The organism is Micrococcus sp. Mcc28, from assembly GCF_024519775.1.
Lineage (GTDB): Bacteria > Actinomycetota > Actinomycetes > Actinomycetales > Micrococcaceae > Micrococcus > Micrococcus luteus.
This window is the reverse complement of sequence record NZ_JALJRH010000018.1, coordinates 12,301-38,872: the sequence shown is the minus strand read 5'-3', so window position 1 is coordinate 38,872 and position 26,572 is coordinate 12,301. Positions and strand designations below refer to the sequence as shown.

25 protein-coding genes and 1 tRNA gene are annotated in these 26,572 nt (G+C 73.7%); 22 read left to right on the top strand and 4 right to left on the bottom strand.

Annotated elements, in window-relative coordinates; translation table 11 throughout:
* The first annotated feature begins 186 nt into the window (after window positions 1-186).
* The 7 genes from NR073_RS09685 (at window position 187) to NR073_RS09655 (ending at window position 6,420) form a co-directional block, all read left to right on the top strand.
* On the top strand, window positions 187-1,125 hold the full coding sequence (locus NR073_RS09685) for an SDR family oxidoreductase (RefSeq protein WP_036314031.1): 939 nt from the start codon (window positions 187-189) through the stop codon (window positions 1,123-1,125).
* Entirely contained in the window at window positions 1,122-2,192 is a 1,071-nt protein-coding gene (locus NR073_RS09680; RefSeq protein ID WP_060973450.1) for a nucleoside hydrolase, read from the top strand. Before NR073_RS09685 ends, NR073_RS09680 begins: the two co-directional genes overlap by 4 nt.
* 80 nt (window positions 2,193-2,272) lie before the next feature.
* Window positions 2,273-3,106 (top strand): aldo/keto reductase, encoded by an 834-nt coding sequence (locus NR073_RS09675; protein WP_060973449.1) that lies wholly within the window; start codon window positions 2,273-2,275, stop codon window positions 3,104-3,106.
* Window positions 3,107-3,237: 131 nt separating this feature from the next.
* Entirely contained in the window at window positions 3,238-4,161 is a 924-nt protein-coding gene (locus NR073_RS09670; RefSeq protein ID WP_061866739.1) for a phage holin family protein, read from the top strand.
* A 151-nt stretch (window positions 4,162-4,312) separates the two neighbouring features.
* Window positions 4,313-4,954, top strand: coding sequence for a CDP-alcohol phosphatidyltransferase family protein (locus NR073_RS09665; RefSeq protein ID WP_020624488.1), 642 nt, complete (start codon window positions 4,313-4,315; stop codon window positions 4,952-4,954).
* Between the two features lie 126 nt (window positions 4,955-5,080).
* On the top strand, window positions 5,081-6,301 hold the full coding sequence (locus NR073_RS09660) for a glycosyltransferase (protein ID WP_060974056.1): 1,221 nt from the start codon (window positions 5,081-5,083) through the stop codon (window positions 6,299-6,301).
* A 45-nt stretch (window positions 6,302-6,346) separates the two neighbouring features.
* Window positions 6,347-6,420 (top strand) — tRNA-Ile (locus tag NR073_RS09655).
* 61 nt (window positions 6,421-6,481) lie between these two features.
* On the opposite strand, the gene NR073_RS09650 is transcribed toward NR073_RS09655, so the two are convergent.
* Window positions 6,482-7,366 carry a LysM peptidoglycan-binding domain-containing C40 family peptidase gene (locus NR073_RS09650; RefSeq protein WP_036339471.1) on the bottom strand — a complete coding sequence of 295 codons (885 nt, stop codon included), beginning with the start codon at window positions 7,364-7,366 and terminating at the stop codon, window positions 6,482-6,484.
* A 312-nt stretch (window positions 7,367-7,678) separates the two neighbouring features.
* Between NR073_RS09650 and NR073_RS09645 the strand changes: the two genes are divergently transcribed.
* Window positions 7,679-8,881 carry a glycosyltransferase gene (locus tag NR073_RS09645; protein ID WP_081097755.1) on the top strand — a complete coding sequence of 401 codons (1,203 nt, stop codon included), beginning with the start codon at window positions 7,679-7,681 and terminating at the stop codon, window positions 8,879-8,881.
* Here the strand turns inward: NR073_RS09645 and NR073_RS09640 are convergent.
* Complete coding sequence (locus NR073_RS09640; protein WP_060974055.1) at window positions 8,817-9,491, bottom strand: M23 family metallopeptidase; 675 nt, start codon at window positions 9,489-9,491, stop codon at window positions 8,817-8,819. The two genes, NR073_RS09645 and NR073_RS09640, sit on opposite strands and share 65 nt — an antisense overlap.
* A gap of 404 nt (window positions 9,492-9,895) precedes the next feature.
* On the opposite strand from NR073_RS09640, the gene rpsB reads away from it, so the two are divergent.
* From rpsB to NR073_RS09595, 9 genes are all read left to right on the top strand, one after another.
* On the top strand, window positions 9,896-10,762 hold the full coding sequence (gene rpsB, locus NR073_RS09635) for a 30S ribosomal protein S2 (RefSeq protein ID WP_061866738.1): 867 nt from the start codon (window positions 9,896-9,898) through the stop codon (window positions 10,760-10,762).
* Window positions 10,763-10,865: 103 nt separating this feature from the next.
* Window positions 10,866-11,702, top strand: coding sequence for a translation elongation factor Ts (tsf, locus tag NR073_RS09630; protein WP_061866737.1), 837 nt, complete (start codon window positions 10,866-10,868; stop codon window positions 11,700-11,702).
* A 208-nt stretch (window positions 11,703-11,910) separates the two neighbouring features.
* Window positions 11,911-12,678, top strand: a complete 768-nt coding sequence (pyrH, locus tag NR073_RS09625) for a UMP kinase (RefSeq protein WP_002857706.1) — start codon at window positions 11,911-11,913, stop codon at window positions 12,676-12,678.
* 53 nt (window positions 12,679-12,731) lie between these two features.
* Complete coding sequence (gene frr, locus NR073_RS09620) at window positions 12,732-13,289, top strand: ribosome recycling factor (RefSeq protein ID WP_002857704.1); 558 nt, start codon at window positions 12,732-12,734, stop codon at window positions 13,287-13,289.
* Window positions 13,290-13,314: 25 nt separating this feature from the next.
* Window positions 13,315-14,151 carry a phosphatidate cytidylyltransferase gene (locus NR073_RS09615; protein ID WP_061866736.1) on the top strand — a complete coding sequence of 279 codons (837 nt, stop codon included), beginning with the start codon at window positions 13,315-13,317 and terminating at the stop codon, window positions 14,149-14,151.
* Window positions 14,152-14,200: 49 nt separating this feature from the next.
* Entirely contained in the window at window positions 14,201-14,800 is a 600-nt protein-coding gene (locus NR073_RS09610; protein WP_049147668.1) for a DivIVA domain-containing protein, read from the top strand.
* Window positions 14,801-14,955: 155 nt separating this feature from the next.
* The gene (gene pdhA / locus NR073_RS09605; protein WP_061866735.1) at window positions 14,956-16,110 is read left to right on the top strand and encodes a pyruvate dehydrogenase (acetyl-transferring) E1 component subunit alpha; all 1,155 of its coding nucleotides are present in this window, start codon (window positions 14,956-14,958) and stop codon (window positions 16,108-16,110) included.
* A gap of 8 nt (window positions 16,111-16,118) precedes the next feature.
* Complete coding sequence (locus NR073_RS09600) at window positions 16,119-17,174, top strand: alpha-ketoacid dehydrogenase subunit beta (RefSeq protein WP_044659478.1); 1,056 nt, start codon at window positions 16,119-16,121, stop codon at window positions 17,172-17,174.
* Window positions 17,171-18,598 (top strand): dihydrolipoamide acetyltransferase family protein, encoded by a 1,428-nt coding sequence (locus NR073_RS09595; RefSeq protein ID WP_036314052.1) that lies wholly within the window; start codon window positions 17,171-17,173, stop codon window positions 18,596-18,598. Before NR073_RS09600 ends, NR073_RS09595 begins: the two co-directional genes overlap by 4 nt.
* Window positions 18,599-18,703: 105 nt before the next feature.
* Here the strand turns inward: NR073_RS09595 and NR073_RS09590 are convergent, their stop codons facing one another.
* Window positions 18,704-19,177, bottom strand: coding sequence for a GNAT family N-acetyltransferase (locus NR073_RS09590; protein ID WP_051995227.1), 474 nt, complete (start codon window positions 19,175-19,177; stop codon window positions 18,704-18,706).
* 103 nt (window positions 19,178-19,280) lie between these two features.
* Window positions 19,281-19,928 (bottom strand): TetR/AcrR family transcriptional regulator, encoded by a 648-nt coding sequence (locus NR073_RS09585; RefSeq protein WP_061866734.1) that lies wholly within the window; start codon window positions 19,926-19,928, stop codon window positions 19,281-19,283.
* Between the two features lie 113 nt (window positions 19,929-20,041).
* Here NR073_RS09585 and NR073_RS09580 point away from each other — a divergent pair, with 113 nt between their 5' ends.
* Genes NR073_RS09580 through NR073_RS09560 form a run of 5 tightly spaced genes read left to right on the top strand, consistent with a single transcriptional unit; the run spans window position 20,042 to window position 26,411 of the window.
* Window positions 20,042-21,658: a carboxyl transferase domain-containing protein gene (locus tag NR073_RS09580; RefSeq protein WP_231698805.1), complete on the top strand. Its 1,617-nt coding sequence runs from the start codon at window positions 20,042-20,044 to the stop codon at window positions 21,656-21,658.
* Window positions 21,659-21,665: 7 nt separating this feature from the next.
* Window positions 21,666-23,801: a biotin carboxylase N-terminal domain-containing protein gene (locus NR073_RS09575; RefSeq protein WP_256748788.1), complete on the top strand. Its 2,136-nt coding sequence runs from the start codon at window positions 21,666-21,668 to the stop codon at window positions 23,799-23,801.
* A gap of 15 nt (window positions 23,802-23,816) precedes the next feature.
* Window positions 23,817-25,004: an acyl-CoA dehydrogenase family protein gene (locus tag NR073_RS09570; protein WP_041104216.1), complete on the top strand. Its 1,188-nt coding sequence runs from the start codon at window positions 23,817-23,819 to the stop codon at window positions 25,002-25,004.
* A 1-nt stretch (window position 25,005) separates the two neighbouring features.
* Window positions 25,006-25,536, top strand: a complete 531-nt coding sequence (locus NR073_RS09565; protein WP_041104218.1) for a MaoC family dehydratase — start codon at window positions 25,006-25,008, stop codon at window positions 25,534-25,536.
* Window positions 25,533-26,411 carry a CoA ester lyase gene (locus NR073_RS09560; RefSeq protein WP_044658614.1) on the top strand — a complete coding sequence of 293 codons (879 nt, stop codon included), beginning with the start codon at window positions 25,533-25,535 and terminating at the stop codon, window positions 26,409-26,411. Before NR073_RS09565 ends, NR073_RS09560 begins: the two co-directional genes overlap by 4 nt.
* The last annotated feature ends 161 nt before the right edge of the window (window positions 26,412-26,572 follow it).

Sequence of the window (26,572 nt, the reverse complement as noted above, 5' to 3'; positions counted from 1 at the left end):
CCGGTATGACAAGTACGCGATCATCTACAGGGCCGCTGTGGTCCTGAATGCTGTGATCGCATGGTCAAAACGATTGTCAGACATGCCCTAGCCGCCGCGGCGCCGTCGTCGCGTGGGCCACGCCGCCGACGACGCCGCGCCCCGTCCCTTGTCACCCTCTGGCGCTCGCCTCGTAGCATCGGGCCCATGACCACTCCAGAGAAGAAGGACGACGCCCCCGCGATCCCCGTGCGGGACTCGCAGCTGGCCCACGACGACCCGCGCACCCGCCACCCGAAGCTCCGCGTCGCCAAGCAGCGCCAGCCCGAGCCGGGCCTGGACGTGAAGACGGATCCCGTCCCGGACATCGGTCTGGACTCGTACCGGGGGATGGGCCGGCTGACCGGCCGCAAGGCCCTGATCACCGGCGGCGACTCCGGCATCGGTGCCGCGGTCGCCATCGCCTACGCCCGTGAGGGCGCGGACGTCGCCATCGCCTACCTGCCTCAGGAGCAGCCCGACGCCGACCGCGTCCTGGCGGCGATCGAGGCGGCCGGGCGCACCGCCGTCGCGTTGCCGGGCGACCTGATGGACGCCGACTACCGTGCCTCCCTCGTGGACGAGGCCGCGCAGCGCCTCGGCGGCCTGGACATCCTCGTGAACAACGCGGGCAAGCAGTTCATCTCCGATGACCTGACCGATCTCACCGACGAGCAGGTCCACGAGACGTTCCAGATCAACATCATGTCCATGTTCACGCTCAGCCGCGCCGCGCTGAAGCACATGGGCCCGGGCAGCACGATCGTGAACACCACCTCGGTGCAGGCCTACAACCCCAACCCGAGGCTCCTCGACTACGCGGCCACCAAGGGCGCCATCAACAACTTCACCAAGGGCCTGGCCGAGCAGCTCGGCCCGAAGGGCATCCGTGTCAACGCGGTGGCGCCCGGGCCCATCTGGACGGTGCAGCACGTGTCCTACGGTGAGCCCGAGGAGAAGTTGCCCGAGTTCGGCCACAGCACCCCCATCGGCCGCGCCGGCCAGCCCGTGGAGATGGCGCCCGCCTACGTGTTCCTTGCCTCGGGCGAGTCCAGCTACGTCAACGGCGAGACCCTCAACGCCAACGGCGGCACGCCCACCCCGTGACCGCCCGCCTCCTCGCCGACGTCGACACCGGCATCGACGATGCCTGCGCCCTGCTCCACCTCGTGGGCGCCCACCGCCTCGGCGCCGGTCCCGAGCTCGCGGCCGTCACCACCACGGGCGGCAACGCGACCGCCCGGGACTGCGCCCTCAACACCGCCGCGGTGCTGGACCTGGCCGGTCGGGCCGACGTCGAGGTGGCCGTCGGTGCCGAGACCCCGCTGCGCCGCCCTGCGGTCACCACCCCGGAGACCCACGGCGACGGCGGTCTCGGCCATGCCCGGATCGTTCGGCGCCCCGAGCGGCTCTCGTCCCGGCCCGCCGTGGACGTGTGGCTGGACGAGCTGCGGGCCCACCCCGGGGAGACGACGATCCTCTGCACCGCGCCGCTGACGAACCTGGCCCTCGCTCTGCGCGCCGAGCCGCGCCTGCCGTTCCTCGCCCGCGGCATCGTGATCATGGGCGGCTCCTTCTATCATCCGGGCAACACCACGCCCACCGCCGAGTGGAACACCTGGGTGGACCCGGACGCCGCGAAGGAGGTGTTCACGGCCTTCGAGGGCCTGCCCGAGGATCGCCTGCCGGTGGTCTGCGCGCTCGAGACCACGGAGCGGATCGAGTACACGCCGGCCCTGCTGGACGGCCTCCTGGCCGACGCCGGGGCCCACCCCGTCGGCTGGTCCGCGGACCGACCGCGGGTCGCCGGGCCGGACGCCGCCACCGGCAGCCCCGTCCTGGACGTGCTCGCCGACGCGCTGCGCTTCTACTTCGAGTTCCACCACGACTACGACCAGGGCTACATCGCCCACCTGCACGACCTCTTCGCCGCCCAGGTGGCCGCGGGCCAGGCCCGCATCGCCACGCGGGCCACCGTCGTCGACGTCGAGGCGGACTCGGAGCTGCTGCGCGGCACGACCGTCCACGACACGCGGGACATCTGGGGCAGGCGCCCCAACGCCCGGCTCGTCACGGCCAATGACCCCGCTGAGGTGTTCGCGGCCTTCGCCCGCGCGGTGGGCGCCGTCGTCGCGGGGGAGCGGACGTCCGACGGCGGCGCCCCGGCCCGGTGACCGCCGTCGGGAATGCCGGCCGCCCGCGCGCGGTTGCATCCGACGCATCCGCCCGACCCCGACCTTGCAGGAGCTCCCTCATGACCAGTGTGCCCACCGTCCCCTTCCACGACGGCCAGCAGATCCCGCAGCTCGGGCTCGGCGTGTGGCAGGTCGAGGACGACGTCGCCGCCGACGTCGTCGAGCAGGCGATCCGCGCCGGCTACCGCCACATCGACACCGCCGCGATCTACGGGAACGAGGAGGGCGTGGGCCGCGGCATCGCCGCGTCCGGTGTCGCCCGCGAGGAGCTGTTCCTCACCACCAAGGTGTGGAACTCGGACCAGGGCTACGAGGAGGCGCTCGCCGCCCTCGACGCCTCGCTCGACAAGCTCGGCACCGACTACGTCGACCTCTACCTCATCCACTGGGCCAAGCCTGCGCAGGGGAAGTACGTGGACACCTGGAAGGCCCTGATCGAGGCGCAGAAGCAGGGCAAGGTGCGCTCGATCGGCGTCTCCAACTTCCCGGCCGCCCAGCTCGAGGAGATCATCGAGGCCACCGGTGTGGTGCCCGCGATCCACCAGGTCGAGACCCACCCGTACTGGCAGCAGCGCGAGCTGCGCGAGGTCGAGGGCCGCCACGGCATCGTCCACGAGTCCTGGTCCCCGCTCGGTCAGGGCGGCGACCTCCTCGCCGATCCCGTGGTCACGGAGATCGCCGAGGTCCGCGGCGCGACGCCGGCCCAGGTGGTCATCGCGTGGCACCTCGCCCAGGGCTTCGTGGTCATCCCCAAGTCCGTGACGCCCGAGCGCATCGTCTCGAACCTCGAGGCCGCGGGGGTGGAGCTGACCGCCGACGACGTCGCCCGGATCGACGCCCTCGACCGCGAGGACGGCCGCCTCGGCCCCGACCCGGCGGTCATCGACTTCTGATCCAGCCGCCACCGCGCGCACCCGGCCCGTCCCCCTGGGGGCGGGCCGGTGATAGTTTTGCTCGAGAATGCCCGGTGGCCGCCGCGCCGCCCGGGCGCATCTGTCCAGGCACTCCACGGAAGGCATGCACCATGTCCCACCAGGCTCCCCCCGCCGATGCGTCGAAGGCCCGCGCGCCGCGGACCGCCGTCCCGGTGACCCCGCAGACCCGCGCGAGCTCGCTGACCGACCTGCTCGGCGCCGTCGTGCGCCTGTTGCCCCTGCAGATGAAGGACGAGCTCGCGCTCGCCAAGGGACACGTGGCCGCGAAGGGCAAGAAGGCCGGCATCGGCGCCGGCGTCGCGGTGGTGGGCCTGTTCTTCCTCGCGCTCATGGTGGTCGCCCTCGTGGTGACGTTGGTCGGCGCCTTCGCCGACCCGAGCTTCTGGTTCCCGGCGCTCATGGTGGCGCTCGCGTTTCTCGTGCTCGGCCTGATCTTCGCCGGCGTCGGCCTCGTGATGGTCAAGGGCGCCATGCCGCTCGTGCCGCAGGAGACCGTGCGCAACCTCGAGTACGACCTCGGCTACCTCAAGGAGGGCAACGCCTTCGACCCGGCCGAGTACGACCGCCTCAAGGCGGAGCGCGCCGAGGCCAAGCGTGTCGAGGCCGCCCGTGAGGCCGAGCGGAAGAAGGTGGAGAAGGAGGAGAACAAGAAGGCCCGCAAGAACGGCGAGGCCGCTCCCCACCCGGACCGCGACGACGCCACCGAGGCCGAGATCCGTCGCCGTGCCGACCTGCGCCGCCGCCACCTGGGCGACATCCGCTCCGGCCTGGACGAGAAGACCAACGTGAAGGGCCAGCTCGCGGCCTTCGCCGCCCAGCGCAAGGGTCGCGGCGTCACCCCCGAGACCACGCACGCCACCGAGCAGACCGCGCCGTTCACCGGTGCCGCCCGCGCGGGGGAGCGGACCGCCGAGGCCGAGGACTACGTGAAGGACCACTGGCAGCCGCTCGCGCTGCTCGGCGCCTCCTCCGCCGCGTTCGTGGCGCTCGCCGGCCGCCTGCGCCGCCGCTGACCCGGGGGCGCCCGCCCTCCCCAGCCCCCGAGGCCCCGATCCCCACGGATCGGGGCCTCGTCGTCTGCGGGCAGGGGCGACGGCGTCGGTAGGCTGGGCGTGTGGGGCGCCCGGCGGGGGCGTCCGCCCGCGGACCCTGGAGGAGCGACCCATGCGTGTGATCGACGTCGGCCTGCGCGAGGGCCACGAGTACCGCGTCCGCGACACCTGGCTGACCGTGCCGAACCTCATCACCCTGGCCCGCTTCGCCCTGGTCCCGGTGTTCGTGTGGCTCACCGTCGACGGCCGGCACCTGGACGCGTTCGTGATCCTGGCGGTGCTCTCCGGCACGGACTGGGTGGACGGCTACGTGGCGCGCCGGTTCGACATGATCTCCACGGTCGGGCGGTGGCTCGACCCGGTGGCGGACCGCCTCTCCCTGCTGGTGGTGGCCGTGACGTTCGTGGCCACCGGCATCGCCCCGCTCTGGCTCGCCCTGGCCATCGCGATCCCGGACCTCGTGCTCGCCGCCGTGTGCCTGTGGCTGTTCGGCGGCAGCCCGGATCTGCCGGTCACGGTCCTGGGCAAGGTGCGCACCGCGCTGCTGCTGGTGGGCACGCCCCTGCTGCTGCTCGCCCGTGTGCCGGGGGTCGACGGCGGCCCGTGGAGCGGCGTGGCCCTGGCTCTGGTCGGCGCCGGTTGCCTGCTGCACATCCTCGCCGCGGGGGACTACCTCGTGCGCGCGGTGGGCAAGGCCCGCGGCCTGCGGGCGGACGGTCAGGACCCGCGCGAGCACCCGTCCCGCCGGGGCTGACCCCCTCGCGCATCCTCGTGCCGGCGCCGACGGTTGCTACCGTGGGACGCGCGCCGTGCCCGCGGCCGATCCTCACGGCACGGGCCGGGCGCCGTCGTGCCATCGCCACCACAGAGAGGGACCGCCGTGTCCGACCGTCCCGGGATCGCCGCCGACCGCCCCCTGAAGGTGCTGATCGCCGCAGACACCTATCCGCCGCACGTCAACGGGGCCGCCACCTTCGGCCACCGCCTCGCCACGGCGCTGCACGCGCGCGGCCACGAGGTCCACGTCGTGATGCCGCGCAGTGACGCCGGCCCGGACACCGTGGAGCACCGGCCGGAGGCCACCGTGCACCTGCTGCGCTCCCTGCCGGCGCCGACGCACGAGTACTACCGTGTGGTGCTCCCGCGGCATGCCAAGATCTCCTTCCGCCGCATCTACCGCGAGGTCCAGCCGGACGTCGTGCACGCCCAGTGCCACTACATGATCGGCGAGGCCGCCATCAACGAGGCCGAGCGGCGCCGCATCCGGATCGTCTCCACGAACCACTTCATGCCGGAGAACCTCGAGCCGTTCCTGCCGTTCCCGCAGTGGTTCCTGGACACCGTCTCCCGGGTGTCGTGGAAGGACATGGGTCGACTCATGGGCAAGGGCGCGGTGGTCACCACCCCCACGGCCCTCGCCGCGCAGGCCATGGCCGAGCACGCCGGCCTGGACAACGTTCTCCCGGTCTCCAACGGCATCGACGCGAGCGCCTACGAGCTGCAGCCGGGGGAGAGGGTGGACCATCCCGGCCATCCGGTCGTGCTCTTCGTGGGGCGGCTGGCCGTGGAGAAGAACGTGGAGGTGCTGATCCGTGCGATCGCGCACCTGGCCCGCACCCGCCCCGACCTGGACGTGCACGCCGAGATCGTCGGCGACGGCGAGCAGCGCGACCGCATCCGTGCCACGGTGGACGAGGAGGGGGTGGCCGACCGCGTCCTGCTGCGCGGCCACGTCTCCGAGGAGGAGCTGCGGGCGGCCTACCTGCGCGCCGACGTGTTCTGCCAGCCGGGCACGGCGGAGCTGCAGTCCCTCGTGACCCTCGAGGCGCTCAGCGCGTCCACCCCGGTGGTCCTCGCGGACGCCCTCGCGTTGCCCCACCTCGTGGACGAGGGCGTCAACGGCCACCTCTTCCCGCCCGGGGACCACGTGGCCCTGGCCGATCGGATCGCCCGGATCCTCGACCTCTCGGACGCGGACCGCGCCGCCATGGGCGAGGCGTCCCACGCGAAGGCCCTGCATCATTCCGCCCAGAAGACGGTGGACATCTTCGAGCGCCTCTACCGCGGCGCGACGGCCGCCGAGGTCCGCGCGATGCTCTGAGACCCGTCGGTAGGATGGGCGGGTCCCGCGCGATGCCGCGGGGGAGGGGCGTTAGCTCAGTCGGTCAGAGCAGGGGACTCATAATCCCTGGGTCGCGGGTTCAAGTCCCGCACGCCCTACAGAAAACGGCCCCCGGCCGCGCGGTATGGCGCGGGCCGGGGGCCGTCGTCGTGCCGGTGCTCAGTAGCGGGCGGCCACCGCGAGCATGTCGGACTTCATGATCGTCGTGGAGGTGAACACTAGGCCCGCGTCCTCGTTGAGGGCGTGGGCGAGCTGGCCGCCGCCCATGTACATGGCCGTGTGGTAGATGCGGCCGGTGGACTGGTTCGCATAGAACACGAGGTCGCCGGGCTGGGCCTGGGAGATCGGCACGTAGGACTTCGCGGCGAGGTACTGGTCGCCGGCGCGGCGCGGGATGGAGATGCCGGCCCGGGCCATGGCCTGCTGGGTGAGGCCGGAGCAGTCGAAGCCGGAGGGGCCGTTGCCGCCCCACACGTAATAGGAGGACGGGTTCCGGACGGCGGAGCGCACGTAGTCGACGGCAGCCTGCTTGGACGCGGGCGCCGGCGCAGGGGCGACGGCGGGGGCGCTGGAGGTGGAGACCGAGGTGGTCTTCAGGACCATCCCCGGGTGGAGCATGGTCGAGGAGCTCATGCCGTTGATGGACTGCAGGATCGAGGCGGACACCCCCGTGCGGTAGGAGATGATCCACCAGCCGTCGCCGGCCAGCACGGTGTAGGTCGAGCCCGAGGTGGACGGCGCCGGGGCCGGGGTCGGGGTGGCAGTGCCGGAGGTCTTGAGGACCATGCCGGGATGCAGCACGGTCGCGGCGGTCATGCCGTTGAGCGACTGCAACCTGGACATGGAGACGCCGGTGCGCTGGGCGATGATCCACCAGCCGTCGCCGGAGCGGACGGTGTAGGCGGTCTCGGCGGCCTGGGCGGTCTCGGCGACGGACACGGTGCCGACGCCGGTCAGGGCGGCGGCGCCCAGGGCGAGGGCCACGGAGGCGGCGGCGGTGCGGGGGGCGCGACGCACAGCGGCGTGCGAGGAGGTCACGGACATCGGATCTTCTTCCCGGACAGGACCTGCGGCCCGTGAGGGCGGTGCCTCCGGGCGATGCCCGGAACGAGGCCGGACCGCGGGTGCGAGTTGACGAGCAGTGCGGATGACCGGGTACGCGAGGACGCGGAGGAAGCCCCGGTGTGGCGGATAGGCTGTAACCGATCCGTGATCAAGATACACGATCGTTATCGAAACGCAATCAGAAATTCGGATGACGTCCAGGTGGCCGATCGGCGCTCGACGCGCCCCGGTCGGCACCTACCGTGCGCGGCTGTCCCCGCCCCTCTCCGGCGCGGCGCTAGCGTGGTGCGGGTGAGCCCCTCCCGCCCCCTGCGCCTGCTGATGGACGCCCGCTACACCCGCACCGACTTCCACGACGGCATCTCCCGCTACGGCGCGAGCCTCATCGAGGCGGTCGCCCGCCGGACCGACGCGCCGGGCCCGGAGGGGGCCGACGTCGAGGTCGAAGTCGCGATGCTGATCTCGGACGAACGACAGCTGGCCCTGCTCCCGGACGGCGTGCCGTGGCACCTCGTCTCCGGCCCCACCTCCCCACGCGAGCCGTTCGTGGCCCGTCAGGTCGCGCGCCTGCGACCGGACGTCGTCTTCTCGCCCATGCAGACCATGGGGTCGTGGGGGCGGGACTACGCGCTGATCCTCACGCTCCACGACCTCATCTACTACGAGCACCGCACCCCGCCGCGGAACCTGCCCGAGCCGATCCGCTGGCTGTGGCGGGCCTACCACCTGACCAAGACCCCGCAGCGGCTCCTGCTCGACCGCGCGGACGCGGTCGCCACGGTCTCCCGGACGACGGCGGAGCTCATCGACCGGCACCGCCTCACCCGGCGTCCGGTCCACGTCATCGCCAATGCGGCGCAGACGGTACCGGAGCCGCGTGACCCGGACGAGACCCCGGACCGCACGCTGCTCTACATGGGCTCGTTCATGGACTACAAGGACGTCGAGTCCCTCGTGGCGGCCGCGCCCCTGCTGCCGGGCTACGCGCTGCACCTGCTCTCCCGCATCAGCCCGGAGCGCCGCGGGCAGCTCGAGGCCCGGCTGGCCGCGCGCCGCGCCGGCGCAGGGGCCGCCGGCGCGGACGTGGTCTTCCACGACGGCACCGACGAGGCCGAGTACGTGCGCCTGCTCCGCCGGGCCACCGCGGCCGTCACCCTCTCCCGCGCCGAGGGCTTCGGCCTGCCCGTGGCCGAGGCGATGGCCCATGGCACGCCGGTGGTGTGCTCGGACCTGCCGATCTTCCGCGAGATCGCCGGCGCGGGCACCCCGTCCTTCCGGGGTGTCCCGCTCGAGGGGGACCGGGCGGCCGCGCTCGCGGCCCGCGTGCGGGAGCTCGAGGACCCCGCCGAGTTCGCCGCGGCCTCCCGGGCGAGCGTCGCCCAGGCGGCCCGGTTCAGCTGGGACGAGTCCGCCCGCCGGCTTCTGGACCTCACGGCCGCGCTGGGTGTGGCGCGGCGTGCGGCCAGAGCACGGACGGGCCGCTCCAGCCGATGAGCACCAGCGGGTCGAGGTAGCGGTCGAAGGCCGCGTCCCCCACCCGCCAGCCATCGGGCTCCCGCACGCCCCAGTGCACGCACGCCCGCGGGCAGTGGGGTGGCGCCCCGGCCAGTCGCCCCACGGGGTCGCCCGCGTCGACGACGGCCCCCACCGCGACGTCGGCCTCCACCGGCTCGAGGGAGCTGCGGGTCCCGTTCGCGTGCTCGAGGGTCAGCACGGGGCGGTCGACCACGACCCCGGCGAACACGACCCGGCCCGCCGCCGGCGCCTGGATCGGAGCCCCGGTCTGCACGGCGAGGTCCACGCCCCGGTGCCCCCGACTCCACGGTCGCTCGGGTGCGACGAACGCGCGGAGCACGTCATCCGGGGCGGCGCCGGCGACGGGCGGGTGCCACGCGACCGGCGCGGCCGTCGCGCCCGGACCTGCCGGGGACGCCGCGACGAGGAGCAGCGCGTCGCGCGTGGACGGTGCGGGCGTGGCCCGGGACACGGGGCCGAGGTCGCCCATCCCCAGGGCGAGGACGAGCCAGGCGAGCAGGGCTGCCGCGACGCACCCCGCGATGCGCGGACGCGGGAGCGGACGGGGGAGGAGCGTGCGAGGGGTCATGGCGTCAGCCTGGCGTCCCGGGCGGCCGCGTGGCGGGCCCGCAGTCCCATCGTGGAGAGCGCCCGCCGCACCGGCCCCTGTGCAGGAGTCGGCGATGGGAGCGGTCGCCCACCTGGGGTAGGATTCACCTCAGCGGTGTCCTGTGGCCGGCCCTGTGCTGTGCCCCGGACGCCGACTCCGCGCATCGCGGTGGGTCGCTTCAGCGGCCCAGCCCCCACGCTCGGTCCCGTCCCCGCCGTCCTCCTGGAGAGGACGTCGGCGCGGGTGCTCGTGGGGCCCGGCAGCCCGCCGTCGTGATGCCAGGGGCCGCCCGACCGGGCCGGCCGCCAACCGTCAAGAAATCGACCGGCAGACCGCCCGCGCGTGAAGCGCGGGGTGCCACGGCTGCCACAGAAGGGAACGTCATGCCCGTCGTGACCATGCGCCAGCTCCTCGACTCCGGTGTCCACTTCGGCCACCAGACCCGCCGCTGGAACCCCAAGATGAAGCGCTTCATCTTCACCGAGCGCAACGGCATCTACATCATCGATCTCCAGCAGTCGCTGTCCTACATCGACCGCGCCTACGAGTTCGTCAAGGAGACCGTCGCCCACGGCGGCACCATCCTGTTCGTCGGCACCAAGAAGCAGGCCCAGGAGGCCATCGCGGAGCAGGCCGGCCGCGTGGGCATGCCCTACGTGAACCACCGCTGGCTCGGCGGCATGCTGACCAACTTCTCCACCGTCTCCAAGCGCGTGCAGCGCATGAAGGAGCTCGAGGAGATCGACTTCGAGGACGTGGCCGGCTCGCAGTTCACCAAGAAGGAACTGCTGCTGCTCAACCGTGAGCTCGAGAAGCTGCAGGCCAACCTCGGCGGCATCCGCAACATGGCCAAGACCCCCTCCGCCGTGTGGGTCGTGGACACCAAGAAGGAGCACCTGGCCGTCGACGAGGCCCAGAAGCTCGGCATCCCGGTCGTCGCCATCCTGGACACCAACTGCGATCCGGACGAGGTCGCCTACCCGATCCCGGGCAACGACGACGCCATCCGCTCCGTGAACCTGCTGACCCGCGTGGTCGCGGACGCCGTCGCCGAGGGCCTGATCGCCCGTCAGGGCGGCAAGTCCGGCCAGGCGGCCGCCGAGCCGATGGCCGAGTGGGAGCGCGAGCTGCTCGAGCAGCACAACGCCCAGCAGGCCGAGCAGGCTGAGCAGGCCGAGGCCCCCGCCGCCGAGGCGCCGGCCGAGCAGGCCGAGGCCCCCGCCGCCGAGGCCGCCCCGCAGGGCGAGTGATCCCGGCCGGTCCGTCCGCCCGGCCCCACCCGGCCGGGCCGACGGGCCGGTTCAGACCCCGAACATCCCGCACAACCCACACCACGGGAAGGACCGAACGAGCATGGCGAACTACACCGCTGCTGACATCAAGGCCCTGCGCGAGCGCACCGGCGCCGGCATGATGGACGTGAAGAAGGCTCTGGACGAGGCCGACGGCGACGCCGAGAAGGCCATCGAGATCATCCGCGTGAAGGGCCTCAAGGGCGCCACCAAGCGCGAGGGCCGCTCGGCCGCCGAGGGCCTCGTGGCCGCGACCGTCGAGAACGGCGTCGGCGTCATGATCGAGCTCAACTGCGAGACCGACTTCGTGGCCAAGGCCGACAAGTTCATCGCCCTGGGCGACGTGGTGCTGCGCGCCGCCGTCGCCTCCGGCGCCACCGACGTCGACGGCCTGCTGGCCTCCGACTACGAGGGCCGCACCCTGGGCGACTACGTGACCGAGGAGGGCGCCCTGCTGGGCGAGAAGGTGGCCGTGCGCCGCCTGGCCCGCGTGGAGGGCGCCTACGTGGACGCCTACCTGCACAAGACCTCCAAGGACCTGCCGGCCCAGGTGGGCGTGCTCCTCGCCGTGGACGCCGACTCCGCCGAGGCCAAGACCGCCGCGCACGACATCGCCGTGCACGTCGCGGCCTACTCGCCCACGTACCTCACCCGTGAGGACGTGCCGGCCGAGACCGTCGAGAACGAGCGTCGCATCGCCGATGAGACCGCCCGTGCCGAGGGCAAGCCGGAGCAGGCCCTGCCGAAGATCGTGGAGGGCCGCCTGACCGGCTTCTTCAAGGAGATCGTGCTCGTGGACCAGCCGTTCGCGAAGGACCCGAAGCAGACCGTCGGCAAGGTCGCCTCCGACGCCGGCACCAACGTCACCGGGTTCGCCCGCTTCCGCGTCGGCAACTGACCGCCGCACCCGGACCGGCCGCTCCCGGTCCACGCCCCGCGGGGGCGTAGGATCGGGAGCGACCCGAGGTCCACTCCGGCGCCGGATGGCGCCGACGACCATCGCATGACGGGGTGGCCGCCCCGACCGGGCGGCCACCCCGTCCGCGTGTCCGCCCCCGGGACGGCCGTCCCCGGCCCGACCCCCCACCGACCAGGAGATGCTTCCCATGGAGACGAACCGCGCCCCCGAGGACCCGACCACCGCCCACGCCCCGCAGACCTCGGACGACACCGGCCGCCGTCGCGTGCTCCTCAAGCTCTCGGGCGAGGTGTTCGGCGGCGGCAAGATCGGCGTGGACCCGGAGACCGTCCGCGGCATCGCCGAGCAGATCGCCGCCGCGGCGGACCAGGTGGAGATCGCGATCGTCGTCGGCGGCGGCAACTTCTTCCGTGGCGCCGAGCTGTCCGAGAACGGGATGGACCGCCGTCGGGCCGACTACATGGGCATGCTCGGCACCGTGATGAACTGCCTGGCCCTGCAGGACTTCCTCATCCAGGCCGGGGTCACCACGCGCGTGCAGTCCGCCATCCACATGGAGCAGGTGGCGGAGTCCTACATCCCGCTGCGCGCCATCCGCCACATGCAGAAGGGCCGCGTCGTGATCTTCGGCGCCGGCACCGGCCTGCCCTACTTCTCCACGGACACCGTGGCGGCCCAGCGCGCCCTGGAGGTCGGGGCAGACGAGGTCCTGATGGCCAAGTCCGGCGTGGACGGCGTCTACACCGCGGACCCCAAGAAGGACCCCACCGCCGAGCGCCTCACGCACCTGACCTACGATGAGGCGCTGCTGCGGAACATCCGCGTGATGGACCTGACCGCCATGACCATGTGCAAGGACAACGACCTGGACATGCGCGTGTTCGGCATGGAGGGCCCGGGCAACGTGACCCGCGCCCTGCTCGGCGAGCCGATCGGGACCACCGTCACCGTCTGAGGCCCGCCGCGTAGGATGGCGGCAGACCTGATCCACCACACCGAGGAGACACCGTGATCCAGGAGACCCTGCAGTCCGCCGAAGAGCAGATGGACCGCACCATCGAGGCCACGCGTGAGGACTTCGCCTCCGTGCGCACCGGCCGCGCCAACCCGGGCCTCTACTCCAAGGTGATGGTCGACTACTACGGCTCGTTCACCCCGCTGCAGCAGCTGGCGTCCTTCACCACCACGGACGCCCGCACGCTGCTCATCACGCCGTTCGACCAGTCGGCCCTGCGCAACATCGAGAAGGCCCTGTCCGAGTCCGAGGTCGGCGCGAACCCGTCCAACGACGGCAAGGTCATCCGCATCGTGATGCCGGAGCTGACCGCGGAGCGCCGCAAGGAGTACGTGAAGCTGGTCAAGTCCAAGGCGGAGGAGCACAAGATCTCCGTGCGCAACGCCCGTCGCAAGGCCAAGGAGGCCATGGACAAGGCCGTCAAGGACGGCGAGGTCGGCGAGGACGAGGGCGCCCGCGGCGAGAAGGAGCTGGACGCGCTCACCAAGCGCCACGTCGAGCTCATCGACGAGATGGCCAAGAACAAGGAGCAGGAGCTGCTGGAGGTCTGAGCCTCCCGCCGTCCGCGCTCGTCCCATGACCTCCGCCGTGCCCACCTCGCCCGCACCCCCGCGCGGCGGCCGCGACCTCAAGTCCGCCGTCCTCGTGGGGGTGGGGCTGCTGGCGACGGCCCTGGTCGGCCTCTTCTGGCTCGACTGGCTGCTGGTCGTGCTCGTGGTCGCCCTGCTGGTCGGCGCGGTGTCCGAGATCGCGACGGCGGTACGCGGCATCGGCCTGGACGTGCCGCGGCCCCCGCTCTGGGTGGCCGCGGCGGTCCTGCCGCTCACCGCGTGGCGGTGGGGGGTGCCCGCGCTGTTCATCGCCCTGGTGGCATGCCTGGCGCTGGTGGCCGTGTGGACGGCGCTGACGCGCCGGCGCCCGGCGGGCCAGTTCATGCTCGCGGGCGTGTTCATCGTGCTGTGGGCGCCGTTCCTGCTCTCCTTCGCCGCTGCGCTCCTGGACGAGCCGCTGGGGCACCGCATGGTGGCGATCCTGCTGCTGATGGTGGTCTCCAACGACACGTTCGGCTACATCGTGGGCTACCGCCTCGGCCGCACCCCGATCGCCCCGCGCATCAGCCCCAAGAAGTCCTGGGAGGGCCTGGCCGGCTCCCTGGCGGGCTCGGTGCTGGTGGGCGTCGTCGCCGTCCCCCTGCTGGTCGGCCAGCCGTGGTGGATCGGCGCCGTCCTCGGCGTGACCACCGTCGCCGCCGCCACCGCGGGGGACTTCTCCGAGTCCATGGTCAAGCGTGAGCTCGGCATCAAGGACATGTCCTCCGCCCTGCCCGGCCACGGCGGCGTGATGGACCGCCTGGACTCCCTCGTGTTCGCCTCGCCGGTGGCCTACACCGTGCTGGCGCTGCCCCTGACCTGATCCACCCCTCGACCCGGCACGTCCGGGACCCGCACCGCAGGAGACGCCCATGACCCCCCGCACCACCCCGGACGCCGAGCCGGTCTTCGAGCTCGTCGAGCAGGACGAGATCGGCTACGAGACCACCCACGTGGACGCCTTCATGGCGCGTGCCCGTGAGGCACGCGACGGCGGTGCCCCGCTGACGGCGGAGGAGGTGCGCCAGGCCCGCTTCGCGACCGTCAACGGCGGCTACGCCACGGACGAGGTGGACGACGAGCTGGACCGCCTCGAAGAGGAGCTGGCCGCCGCCGAGCGTCAGGCCTTCGTCGCCGAGCGCGGGGACGAGGACTGGGCCGCAGACCTCGAGGAGCGCGTGGCCGAGCTCGTGGCCCGTGCCGACCGGGCCCCGGCGGAGCGCTTCCGCCGCCCCTCCCGCGCGGACGCCGTGAGCTACGACGTGGACCAGGTGGACGCGCTCGTGGACCGCCTGCGCGTCACCCTGGCCGGTGCGGAGGACTCGACGGATCCCGACGCCGAAGGCGGGCTGACCGCGGACGACGTGCGCCGCGCGGCGTTCAGCGAGGCCGAGGGTGCCGCCGGCTACGAGGAGGGCCAGGTCGACGCCTACCTTGACGCCGCCGTCGACGTGCTGCTGCGCCGCGCCTGACACCCGGCCCTCGCGCGGCGGCCCCGGGAGAGTGGCGCAGATCACACTGAAGTGATTACAATCACACCACCGAGACGCCGCGCGCTCCACCCCTGCTCGCGCATGCGTACAACTCCCTCGCCCCGCACCGTGGGCGTCGATCGGAAGGCAGTGCAGTGACCCTCGTGGACCACACCCGTCCCACCGGCGGCCGATCCGCCGGCTCTCCGCCCCCGGCGGGCCCGGCTGAGGCCGTGATGCTCCAGGTGCTCGACGCGGAGGGCCGCCGCCGTCCGCAGCCGGAGCTCGCCCCGTGGATCGAGGACGTCGACGCCGACGCCCTCGCCGCGCTGTACCGCCAGATGGCCGTGGTCCGGCGCCTCGACGTCGAGGCCACGCACCTGCAGCGTCAGGGCGAGCTGGCCCTGTGGCCCCCGCTGCTGGGCCAGGAGGCCGCCCAGGTGGGCTCCGCCGTCGCGCTGCGCCCGGACGACTTCGTCTTCCCGTCCTACCGCGAGAACGGCGTGGCCCTGCTGCGCGGCGTCCCCGCGCTGGACCTGCTGCGGGTGTGGCGCGGCTCCACGTTCTCGAGCTGGGACCCGAACGAGACGCGCGTGGCCACCCAGCAGATCATCATCGGCGCGCAGGCCCTGCACGCCGTCGGCTACGCGATGGGCGTCCAGCGGGACCAGGCGGACGTCGCCACGATCGTCTACTTCGGCGACGGCGCCACGAGCCAGGGAGACGTCAACGAGGCCATGGTCTTCAGCGCCTCGTACCAGTCGCCCGTGGTGTTCTTCTGCCAGAACAACCACTGGGCCATCTCCGAGCCCGTGCGCCTGCAGACCCGCCGCAGCATCGCGGACCGCCCGTGGGGCTTCGGCATCCCGTCGATGCGCGTGGACGGCAACGACGTCCTGGCCGTGCTCGCCGCGACCCGCGCCGCCGTCGAGCGCGCGGCCGACGGGGGCGGTCCCACCTTCATCGAGGCCGTCACCTACCGCATGGGCCCGCACACCACCGCGGACGACCCCACCCGCTACCGGGACGACGCCGAGCTCGAGGCCTGGAAGGCCCGTGACCCGTTGACCCGCGTGGAGGCGCACCTGCGCACCCTCGATGTGGACGTGGACGCCGTGCTCGCACAGGCCCAGGCCGAGGCCGACGAGCTGGCGGCCGAGGTCCGCCGCGCCCTCGAGGCGCTCGAGGAGGACGGCGCGGACAGGCTCTTCGACGAGATCTACGCTGAGCCCCACCAGGAGCTCGAGCGGCAGCGCCGCGAGCACGCCCTCTACCTGCAGCAGTTCGACGACGAGGAGGCGGGCGCGTGAGCGAGCGCATGACCTTCGGCCGTGCGATCAACCGCGGCCTGCACCGTGCCCTGGCCGACGACCCCAAGGTCCTGCTCATGGGCGAGGACATCGGCGCCCTCGGCGGCGTGTTCCGCATCACCGACGGCCTGCAGGCCGAGTTCGGCGAGGACCGGGTGCTCGACACCCCGCTGGCCGAGTCCGGCATCGTGGGCACGGCCATCGGCCTGGCGATGCGCGGCTACCGGCCCGTCGTCGAGATCCAGTTCGACGGCTTCGTGTACCCGGCGTTCGACCAGATCGTGGCGAACCTGGCCAAGCTGCGTGCCCGCACCCGCGGCGCCGTGCCGATGCCGGTCACCATCCGCATCCCCTTCGGCGGCGGCATCGGCTCCCCGGAGCACCACTCCGAGTCGCCCGAGGCCTACTTCCTGCACACCGCGGGCCTGCGCGTGGTCTCCCCGTCCTCCCCACAGGAGGGGTACGACCTCATCCGCGCCGCGATCGCCTCGGAGGACCCGGTGGTCTACCTCGAGCCCAAGCGTCGCTACCACGACAAGGGCGACGTGGACCTGGACGTCGCGATCCCGCCGATGAGCCCGGCCCGCATCCTGCGCGAGGGCCGTGACGCCACGCTCGTGGCCTACGGCCCGCTCGTGAAGACCGCCCTGCAGGCCGCCGAGGTGGCGGCCGAGGAGGGCGTCGAGGTCGAGGTGGTCGACCTGCGCAGCCTGTCCCCGCTGGACACCGGCCTCGTCGAGTCCTCGGTGCGGCGCACCGGCCGGCTCGTCGTGGCGCACGAGGCCTCCCGCACCGGCGGCCTCGGCGCCGAGCTCGTGGCCACGGTGGCCGAGCGCGCGTTCCACTGGCTCGAGGCCCCGCCGGTGCGCGTCACCGGCATGGACGTGCCCTACCCGCCGTCCAAGCTCGAGCACCTGCACCTGCCGGACCTCGACCGCATCCTCGACGGCCTGGACCGTGCTCTGGGCCGACCGAATTCGCTGGACTCCGTGGACGCGTTCGCCGCCCCCGAGACCGCCGAGCAGTTCCTCGCGGCCCAGAACGCCGGGGAGGAGACCCGATGAGCCAGAAGACCTTCCGCCTGCCCGACCTCGGCGAGGGCCTGACCGAGTCCGAGATCGTGACGTGGCGCGTGGCCGAGGGCGACGCGGTGAGCGTGAACCAGGTGCTCGCCGACGTCGAGACGGCCAAGGCCGTGGTCGAGGTCTCGAGCCCGTTCGCGGGCGTCGTCGCGGCCCTGCACGGCGCCGAGGGTGAGACCCTCGAGGTCGGTGCGCCCCTGGTGACCTTCACCCTCGAGGGCGCCGAGCCCGACGTCGGCGGGCCCGCCGAGGGTGACGGCCGCGTGCCCACCCTCGTCGGCTACGGCGCCGCGCCGGACACCGGCAAGCCCGGCCGCCGTGCGCGGCGCGGCTCCGCGGCCCCGGCGACGTCGGCCGCCCCGGCGGGCGAGCCCGCCCGCGGACAGGCGCCGTCCACGTCGGAGGCGGCCCCCGCCGGCGCCGGGCGCCCGCAGCCCGAGGCCGCCGAGCCGGACCGCGCGGACGCGGCCCACGAGCCGGCCCCGGGCGAGCGACCCCGGTGCACTCCGCCCGTGCGCCTGTACGCGCGCCGCGCGGGCGTGGATCTGGAGCAGGTCACCGGCACGGGTGTGGGCGGGGTCATCACCCGCGCGGACGTCGAGGCGTTCCTGGCCGGGGGCGGGCAGCCCGCGGCCGCGGCGGCGCCGCCGCAGTCCGGCGCCGAGTCGGGCTCGACCGGGGGCGTCCGCACCCTGGGCGGCCGCCCGCGCACGGAGGCCGTGCCGGTCAAGGGCGTGCGCAAGGCGACCGCGGCGGCCATGGTGCAGTCCGCGTTCACCGCCCCGCACGTGACCGAGTTCCTGCAGGTGGACGTCACCGAGACCATGGAGCTGCTCGCCGAGCTCAAGGCCTCCCGCGAGTTCCGGGACGTCAAGCTCACGCCCATGACGCTCGCCGCCAAGGCGTGCCTCGTGGCGATGGAGCGCACCCCGGACGTCAACGCCCGGTGGGACGAGGCCGCCGGGACGATCGTCCAGCAGAACTTCGTGAACCTCGGTTTCGCCGCCGCCACCCCCCGCGGGCTGATGGTGCCGAACGTCAAGGACGCCCAGGCGATGAGCCTGAGGGAGCTGGCCGACGCCATCCGCGATCTCACGGGCCTCGCCCGCGAGGGGCGGCTGTCCCCGGCGGATCTGGCCGGCGGCACCTTCACGCTCACGAACGTCGGGGTGTTCGGCGTGGACGCGGGCACCCCGATCATCAACCCGGGTGAGGGGGCGATCATCGCGATCGGCCAGGTCCGGAGGATGCCGTGGGAGCATCGCGGCGAGATCGCCCTGCGGGACGTCATGACGCTGTCCCTCTCGTTCGACCACCGCTTCGTGGACGGCGAGCAGGGCTCGCGCTTCCTCGCGGACGTCGGCGCGATCCTGCGCCGCCCGGGTCTGACCCTGACCATGGTCTGACGGCCCCGGACGCGCCGCGGCCCCGCCACCCGGGCACCGGGAGGCGGGGCCGTCGTCGTGGCAGGCCGGTGCGGCCGCCGGCACGGCGGGGGCCGCGGGGCGCGCTCAGTCGGCGGCGGGCAGCTCCATCACGAGCTCGGTGATGACCTCGGCACGGGCGTTGGAGAAGACCTTCTCCTCGCCGACGGTCTCGAAGCCGCGGCGGGAGAGCACCTTCACGGAGCCCACATTGTCCTCGGGCACGTGCGCCCGCAGCGGGCGGGCGGTGTGCTCCTCCAGGAACCGGTCCACGGCCGCGGTCGTCAGCCCCAGGCCCCAGTAGTCCTGCGCGGTCCAGAAGGACAGCTCGCCCACGCCGTCCTGCTGGGTGCACACGAGCGCACCCACGGCGCGGCCCTCGTGCTCGATGGTCCGCACGACGGTGTCCTCGTCCCCGAGCAGGTGGGCCCAGTGGTAGTCGAAGACACCGCGGTCCCGGGGGTTGCGGGGGGCGAAGGCGGACATCAGGTTGGCCTGCTCGTCCTGCTGGTGGAGGAAGAACTCGTCCAGATCCTCGGGTCGGACGTCACGAAGAAGCACGGCGGTGGACCTCTCGGGGCGGGGTTCGACGGCGTCGCCGTCGCGGGTACCGGCCACCGTATCACCGGGCACGACGCCGGCCCGCCGGGCCGGTGCCGCCCGCTCAGTCCCCGCCGGGCAGCGGCCCGGGGGCCGTGGCCGCGGCCCAGGCCATGGCCACGAGGGTCGCGCGGCGAGCCGCGCGGTCGGCCGCGGTGCGCCGCACCGAGCGGGGGGTGGAGTTGAGCAGGCCCAGCACGGCCTGGGCGCGGAACACGGCGGTGGCCTGGTCCTCGTGGGGGTGGACGACCTGCAGCTGGCGCGCCCACACGTCGATGTAGGCGCGCTGGGTGCGCGTGATGGCCGTGCGCGCGCCGTCGGGCAGGGCGGACATGTCGCGGTCCTGCACACGGATCACGTCGCGCTGGGCGAGGGCGAAGTCCGCCTGGAAACCGATGAGGGCCCGCAGGGTCTCCGCCCCCGGCGCGTGCTGCGCCTCGGCGGCCAGCCCGCCGTCCAGCAGGTCCTGCGAGGCCGTGTCGAGGATCGCCGTGAGCACGGCGGCCTTGCCGGCGAAGTGGCGGTAGATGGCGGGGCCGCTGATCCCGACCGCGGCGCCGATGTCCTCGAGGCGGACCGCGTCGAAGCCCCGGGCCGCGAACAGTCGCGCCGCGGCCGCGAGCAGGTCCACCCGGCGTCGGGCCTTGGCGGCCTCCCGGGCGGTCGGCGGGGTCGCCGGGGCGGTGGGGGACGCGGGATCGACGGCGGGCATGGGATCCACTGTAGGACGGGACGAGGCGCGCCGGGCGCCCGGTCGACGTCAGTGACGATCGTCACTACACTGAGGCTCGGTTCAGTTAGTCGTCATTCACTGAAGGGGGTCTCATGACCGCCAGCACCCCGGCCCCGGCCGCGCAGTCCGCGCCCACCGTGGCCGAGCGCAACGCGGCCGGCCACGCCCGGCTGGAGCAGGAGCTCGCCGACCTCGTCGCCCGCACGTCGCTCGGCGGGCCCGAGCGTTCGCGCGAGCGCCACACCGGCCGCGGCAAGCTGCTGGTGCGGGACCGCATCGACGCGCTGCTCGACGAGGGCTCGCCCTTCCTCGAGGTCGGCGCGCTGGCCGCGCACGGCCTGTACGACGGGGACAGCCCCGCCGCGGGCGTCGTGGCGGGCATCGGCCTGGTCCACGGCCGCCTCGTGATGGTGGTCGGCAACGACGCCACCGTGAAGGGCGGCACCTACTACCCCATGACGGTGAAGAAGCACCTGCGGGCCCAGGAGATCGCCCTGGAGAACCGCCTGCCGTGCATCTACCTCGTGGACTCCGGCGGCGCGTTCCTGCCCCGCCAGGACGAGGTCTTCCCGGACCGCGAGCACTTCGGCCGCATCTTCCGGAACCAGGCGCTGCTCTCCTCGCAGCGCATCCCGCAGCTGGCCGCGGTGTGCGGCTCCTCCACGGCGGGCGGCGCGTACGTGCCGGCCATGTCGGACGAGACCGTGATCGTGCGCGAGCAGGGCACCATCTTCCTCGGCGGCCCCCCGCTCGTGAAGGCCGCGATCGGGGAGGACGTCTCGCCCGAGGACCTCGGCGGCGGCCGGCTGCACGCCGAGCGCTCCGGCGTCGCGGACCACCTGGCGGACGACGACCTGCACGCCATGCAGATCCTCCGGGACATCGTGGCCACCCTGCCCCCGGCCGAGGCGCCGGCCTGGGAGGTCGCCCCCGCCGCGGAGCCCGCCAAGGACCCGGCCGAACTGACCAGCGTCGTGCCCGTGGACGTGAACACCCCCTACGACGTGCGCGAGGTGATCGACCGCCTCGTGGACGGCGGCTCCGTCCACGAGTTCAAGCCCCTCCACGGCACCACCCTGGTCACCGCGTTCGCGCGGATCGACGGCCACCCCGTGGGCGTCCTCGCCAACAACGGCATCCTGTTCGGAGACTCCGCCCGCAAGGGCGCGCACTTCATCGAACTGTGCGACCAGCGCGGCATCCCGCTGCTGTTCCTGCAGAACATCTCCGGCTTCATGGTGGGTCGGGACGCGGAGGCCGGCGGCATCGCGCGCGACGGCGCCAAGATGGTCACCGCCGTCGCGACCGCCCGCGTGCCCAAGCTGACCGTGGTGATCGGCGGCTCGTTCGGCGCCGGCAACTACGCGATGTGCGGCCGCGCCTACTCACCCCGCTTCCTGTGGATGTGGCCGAACGCGCGCATCTCCGTGATGGGCGGCCCGCAGGCCTCCTCCGTGCTCACGCAGATCAAGCAGGACCAGCGGGCCGCCGCGGGGGAGGAGCCGATGTCCCCCGAGGAGGTCGAGGCCTTCCAGGCGCCGGTCCGCCGGCAGTACGAGGACCAGGGCAGCCCCCTGTACTCCACCGCCCGCCTCTGGGACGACGGAGTGATCACCCCCGGCCAGACCCGCCGGGTGCTCTCCCTGGCCCTCGACGTCATCTCCCGTTCCCCGCTGCCGGACTCCCGGTTCGGCCTGTTCCGCATGTGAGGCACCCGTGACCGAGAACCACGCCCAGGGGACGCCCCTGTTCGACACCGTGCTGGTGGCCAACCGCGGCGAGATCGCCGTGCGCGTCATCCGCACCCTGCGCCGCCTCGGCATCCGCTCGGTGGCCGTGCACTCCGACGCCGACGCCGACGCGCGGCACGTCCGCGAGGCGGACACGGCGGTCCGCCTCGGCCCGGCTCCGGCCCGCGAGTCCTACCTGGACATCGACGCCGTCGTCGACGCCGCGCGCCGCACCGGCGCCCAGGCCGTGCACCCCGGCTACGGCTTCCTGTCCGAGAACGCCGACTTCGCCCGCGCGCTGGACGCGGCCGGCATCGTGTTCGTGGGCCCGCCCGTGGCCTCGCTCGACGCGATGGCGGACAAGATCCGCGCCAAGGAGACCGTGGCCGCGTACGACGTGCCGGTGGTCCCCGGCATCCAGGACCCCACGCTCACCGACGAGCAGATCACGGCCGAGGCCGAGCGCGTCGGCTTCCCGCTGCTGATCAAGCCCTCCGCGGGCGGCGGCGGCATGGGCATGGTGGCCGTGCGCGCCGCCGAGGAGCTGCCCGGCGCCCTCGCCTCGGCCCGGCGCACGGCGCGCTCCGCGTTCGGCGACGACACCCTGCTGCTCGAGCGGCTCATCACCGCGCCCCGGCACATCGAGGTGCAGGTGTTCGCGGACGCCCACGGCGCCACCGTGCACCTGGGCGAGCGCGAGTGCTCCCTGCAGCGCCGCCACCAGAAGGTGATCGAGGAGGCCCCCGCGCCCCTGCTGACCGGGCTGGCGCACGGGGCCGAGCTCCGCGAGCGCCTGGGCCGGGCCGCCGTGGACGCGGCCGTGTCCGTGGGCTACCGCGGTGCCGGCACCGTCGAGTTCCTCGTCTCGGACGAGAACCCGGACGAGTTCTTCTTCATGGAGATGAACACCCGCCTGCAGGTGGAGCACCCGGTCTCCGAGGAGGTCGTCCGGGTGCGCGGACAGCGCCTGGACTTCGTGGAGCTGCAGCTGCGCATCGCCGCGGGGGGGCCGCTCGGCTTCGCCCAGGAGGACGTGACCCTCGACGGCGCCGCCGTCGAGGCCCGCGTCTACGCGGAGGACCCCGCGAACGGCTTCCTGCCCTCCACCGGGCCGGTGCTGCGCTGGCGCGAGCCCGCCGGCGAGGGCGTCCGCGTCGACACCCTCCTGCTGCCCTCCCGGCCGGCCGAGGAGCGCGCGTTCGGCTCCGGACCGCAGACTGGCCCCGCCGCCGGCGCCGTGGACCCCGTGGACGTCGACGGCGCACAGCCCGAGATCACCGGCTTCTACGACCCGATGATCGCCAAGCTCATCGCCCGTGGCGCCGACCGCGCCGAGGCCCTGGACCGGCTCGACGCCGCGCTCGCGGACACCGTGCTGTTCGGCGTCCGCTCCAACCTGGGCTGGCTGCGCGAGCTCGCGGCCCGCGAGGACGTGCGGACCGGCCGGCTCACCACCGAGCTGATCGACGGCCTCGAGGCGTGGACCGCCCCCGCGCTGCCCGAGGACCTCGCCGCGCTCGCGGCCGAGGCCCTGGCCGACGTGTCCGAGGACGCGGCCGCCGCCGAGCACCGCGCGGCCGGCACCGCGTGGGCCCGGGCGGACGGCTGGCGCGGCGCGGGCGCCCCGCAGCCCGGGATGCGCGTCCGGGTCGGGGACGAGGACCGCATCCTCACCGCCCCCGCCGCCGACGCCGAGGTGGACGAGGACGCCGGAGGCCTGGCGGGCGTCAACCTCCTGGCCGGTGACCCGCGGGACCCGCGCTCAGCGTGGCTGCACCGCGACGGCGCCGCGTGGCAGGTCCGCCGCCTCACCCGGGCCGAGGTGGTCGAGGCCGCCCGCGCGGCCGCGGCCGCGCGTCGTGCCCCGGCCGGCGCAGCGTCCCCCGAGGCCCGCACGCCCATGCCGGGCACCGTCGTCGCCGTGTCCGTGGCCACCGGGGACACCGTGGCCGCGGGCCAGGAGCTGGCGGTGGTCGAGGCCATGAAGATGGAGCACCCCGTCACGGCCGCCGTCGCCGGCGTCGTGACCGTCCACGTCGCCGAGGGCGACGCCGTGGCCGCGCAGGCGTTGATCGCCGTCGTCGAGCCCACCGAGCACGCAGCACCCGCAGAGAACACCTGAGAACAGGAGAGGACCATGAGCACCAAGCACCGCACCCTGCCCGCCCTCGAGGAGGACTACCAGGTCCTCTCCGACACCGTCCGCGAGTTCGCCGACGAGGTCGTGGCCCCGGTCTCCGCCGAGCTGGACGCCCAGCACGAGTTCCCGTACGAGATCGTGGCCCAGATGGGCGAGATGGGCCTGTTCGGCCTCCCGTTCCCCGAGGAGTACGGCGGCATGGGCGGCGACTACTTCGCCCTGGCCCTGGCCCTCGAGCAGCTCGGCCGCGTCAACCAGTCCGTGGCCATCACCCTCGAGGCCGGCGTCTCCCTGGGCGCCATGCCGCTGCTGAAGTTCGGCACCGAGGAGCAGAAGCAGCGCTGGCTGCCGGACCTCGTGGCCGGCACGCACCTGGCCGGCTTCGGCCTCACCGAGCCGGGCGCGGGCTCCGACGCCGGCGGCACCCAGACCACCGCCGCGCTCGAGGACGGCCAGTGGCGCATCAACGGCGCCAAGGAGTTCATCACCAACTCCGGCACGGACATCACCTCGCTCGTCACCGTCACCGCCGTGACCGGCACCGTGGAGGGCAGGACCGGCCACGACGGCCGCCCCGCCAAGGAGATCTCCACGATCCTCGTGCCCGCCGGCACCGAGGGCTTCTCCGTGGCCAAGGCCTACGACAAGGTCGGCTGGAACTCCTCGGACACCCACGCCCTGCACTTCTCGGACGTGCGCGTGCCGGAGGAGAACCTGCTGGGCGCCCGCGGCCGCGGCTTCGCCCACTTCCTCGAGATCCTCGACGAGGGCCGTATCGCCATCGCGGCCCTGGCCACCGGCGCGGCCCAGGGCTGCGTGGACGAGTCGGTCGCCTACGCCAAGCAGCGGACCTCGTTCGGCCAGAAGATCGGGCAGTTCCAGGCCGTGTCCTTCAAGATCGCCCGCATGCAGGCCCGCGCGCACGCCGCCCGCCTGGCCTACTACGAGGCCGCCCAGAAGATGCTGGCCGGCAAGCCGTTCAAGACCGAGGCCGCCATGGCCAAGCTGATCGCCGGCGAGGCCGCCATGGACAACGCCCGGGACGCCACCCAGGTGTTCGGCGGCTACGGCTTCATGAACGAGACCCTCGTGGCCCGTCACTACCGCGACTCCAAGATCCTCGAGGTCGGCGAGGGCACCACCGAGGTGCAGCTCATGCTGATCGCCCGCGAGCTGGGCCTCTGACGTGACGGAGCGCGTCGAGATCGAGCAGCGGGGCCGCTACGCGGACGAGCTGGCGGTCGGTCAGGTCTACCTGCACCGGCCCGGCCGCACGCTCACCGAGGCGGACAACGTCCTGTTCACCACCCTCACCATGAACCCGCAGGCCCTGCACCTGGACCACGCGTACGCGGCGGACCAGCCGTTCGGCCGACCGCTGGTCAACTCGATGCTGACGCTGTCCACCCTGGTGGGCCTCGCCGTCGGGCAGACCACACAGGGCACGCTCGTGGCCCAGCTCGGCCTGGGGGAGATCGCGTTCCCGAAGCCGGTCTTCCACGGGGACACGCTCTACGGGCGCTCCGAGGTCACCGCAATCCGCGAGTCCTCCTCGCGGCCGGGGCAGCGGATCGTCACGTTCGCGATGACGGGGGAGAACCAGCACGGCGACGTCGTCGTCCGCGCCCAGCGCACCTGTCTGATGTGGACCGCGCAGGCGCACGCGGAGGCCAAGGCGAAGGCCGCCGACGCCGCAGGCACGGGGGAGCGGGCATGAGCGCGCTGACCCTCGGACCGGCCGTCATGTTCACCCCGGCGGACCGCCCCGAGCGGTACGCCACGGCGCTCGAGCGCGCGGACGCGGTGATCCTCGACCTCGAGGACGCCGTCACCCCGGACGCCCGGCCCACCGCGCGGGACGCCGTCGCGGCGGCCTGGGCGGGGCGGGCGACGGGCGGGGTCGACGGCGGCCCGCTGGACGAGGACCGCGTGGTGGTCCGCGTGAACCCCGCGGGCACCGCGGACCACGACGCCGACCTGGCCATGCTCGCCGGGACGGGCTGGCGCACGCTCATGCTCGCCAAGGCCGAGTCCGCCGCGCAGGTGGACGGGGTCGTCGCCGCCCTCGGCCCGCAGACCCGCGTCGTCGCCCTATGCGAGACCGCGGCCGGGATCCTCGCCGCCGCCGACCTGGCCGCCCACCCGCACGTGGGTGCGCTGATGTGGGGCGCCGAGGACCTCGTGGCGTCGATGGGCGGCAGCTCCTCCCGCACCCCCGAGGGCGCCTACCGCTCCGTGGTCCAGCACGCCCGCGCGACGGTGCTGCTGGCGGCGGCCGCCCACGGCGCGGCCGCATGGGACGCCGTCCACCTGGACCTCGGCGACGAGGCCGGGCTGGCCGCCGAGGCCGAGGACGCCGTCGCCCTGGGCTGCACCGCGACCGTGTGCCTGCACCCGCGCCAGGTGCCCGTCGTGCGCTCCGCCTACACGCCCGCCCCGGAGGCCGTCGAACGCGCCCGGCGCGTCCTCGCCGCGGCCGAGGGCCGACACGGGGCCTTCGAGCTGGACGGGGCGATGGTCGACGAGGTGGTCCTCGCCCAGGCCCGCGCGGTCCTGCGCCGCGCGGACGCGCCCCGGCCGGCGAGCGCCTGACCGGCTCCTCGGCGGCTCCGCGCCCCGGCGGCCCCGTGCCGTCGGGGCGCGTCCGCGTCCGCACGGCTGCGCCCCGGGGCTGTCACACGGGCGCACGGCCCCGGGGCGCGCTTGACGGCGCACCCCTCCGCCCGCCAGAGTGTGGTTGTCATCACAGTGAT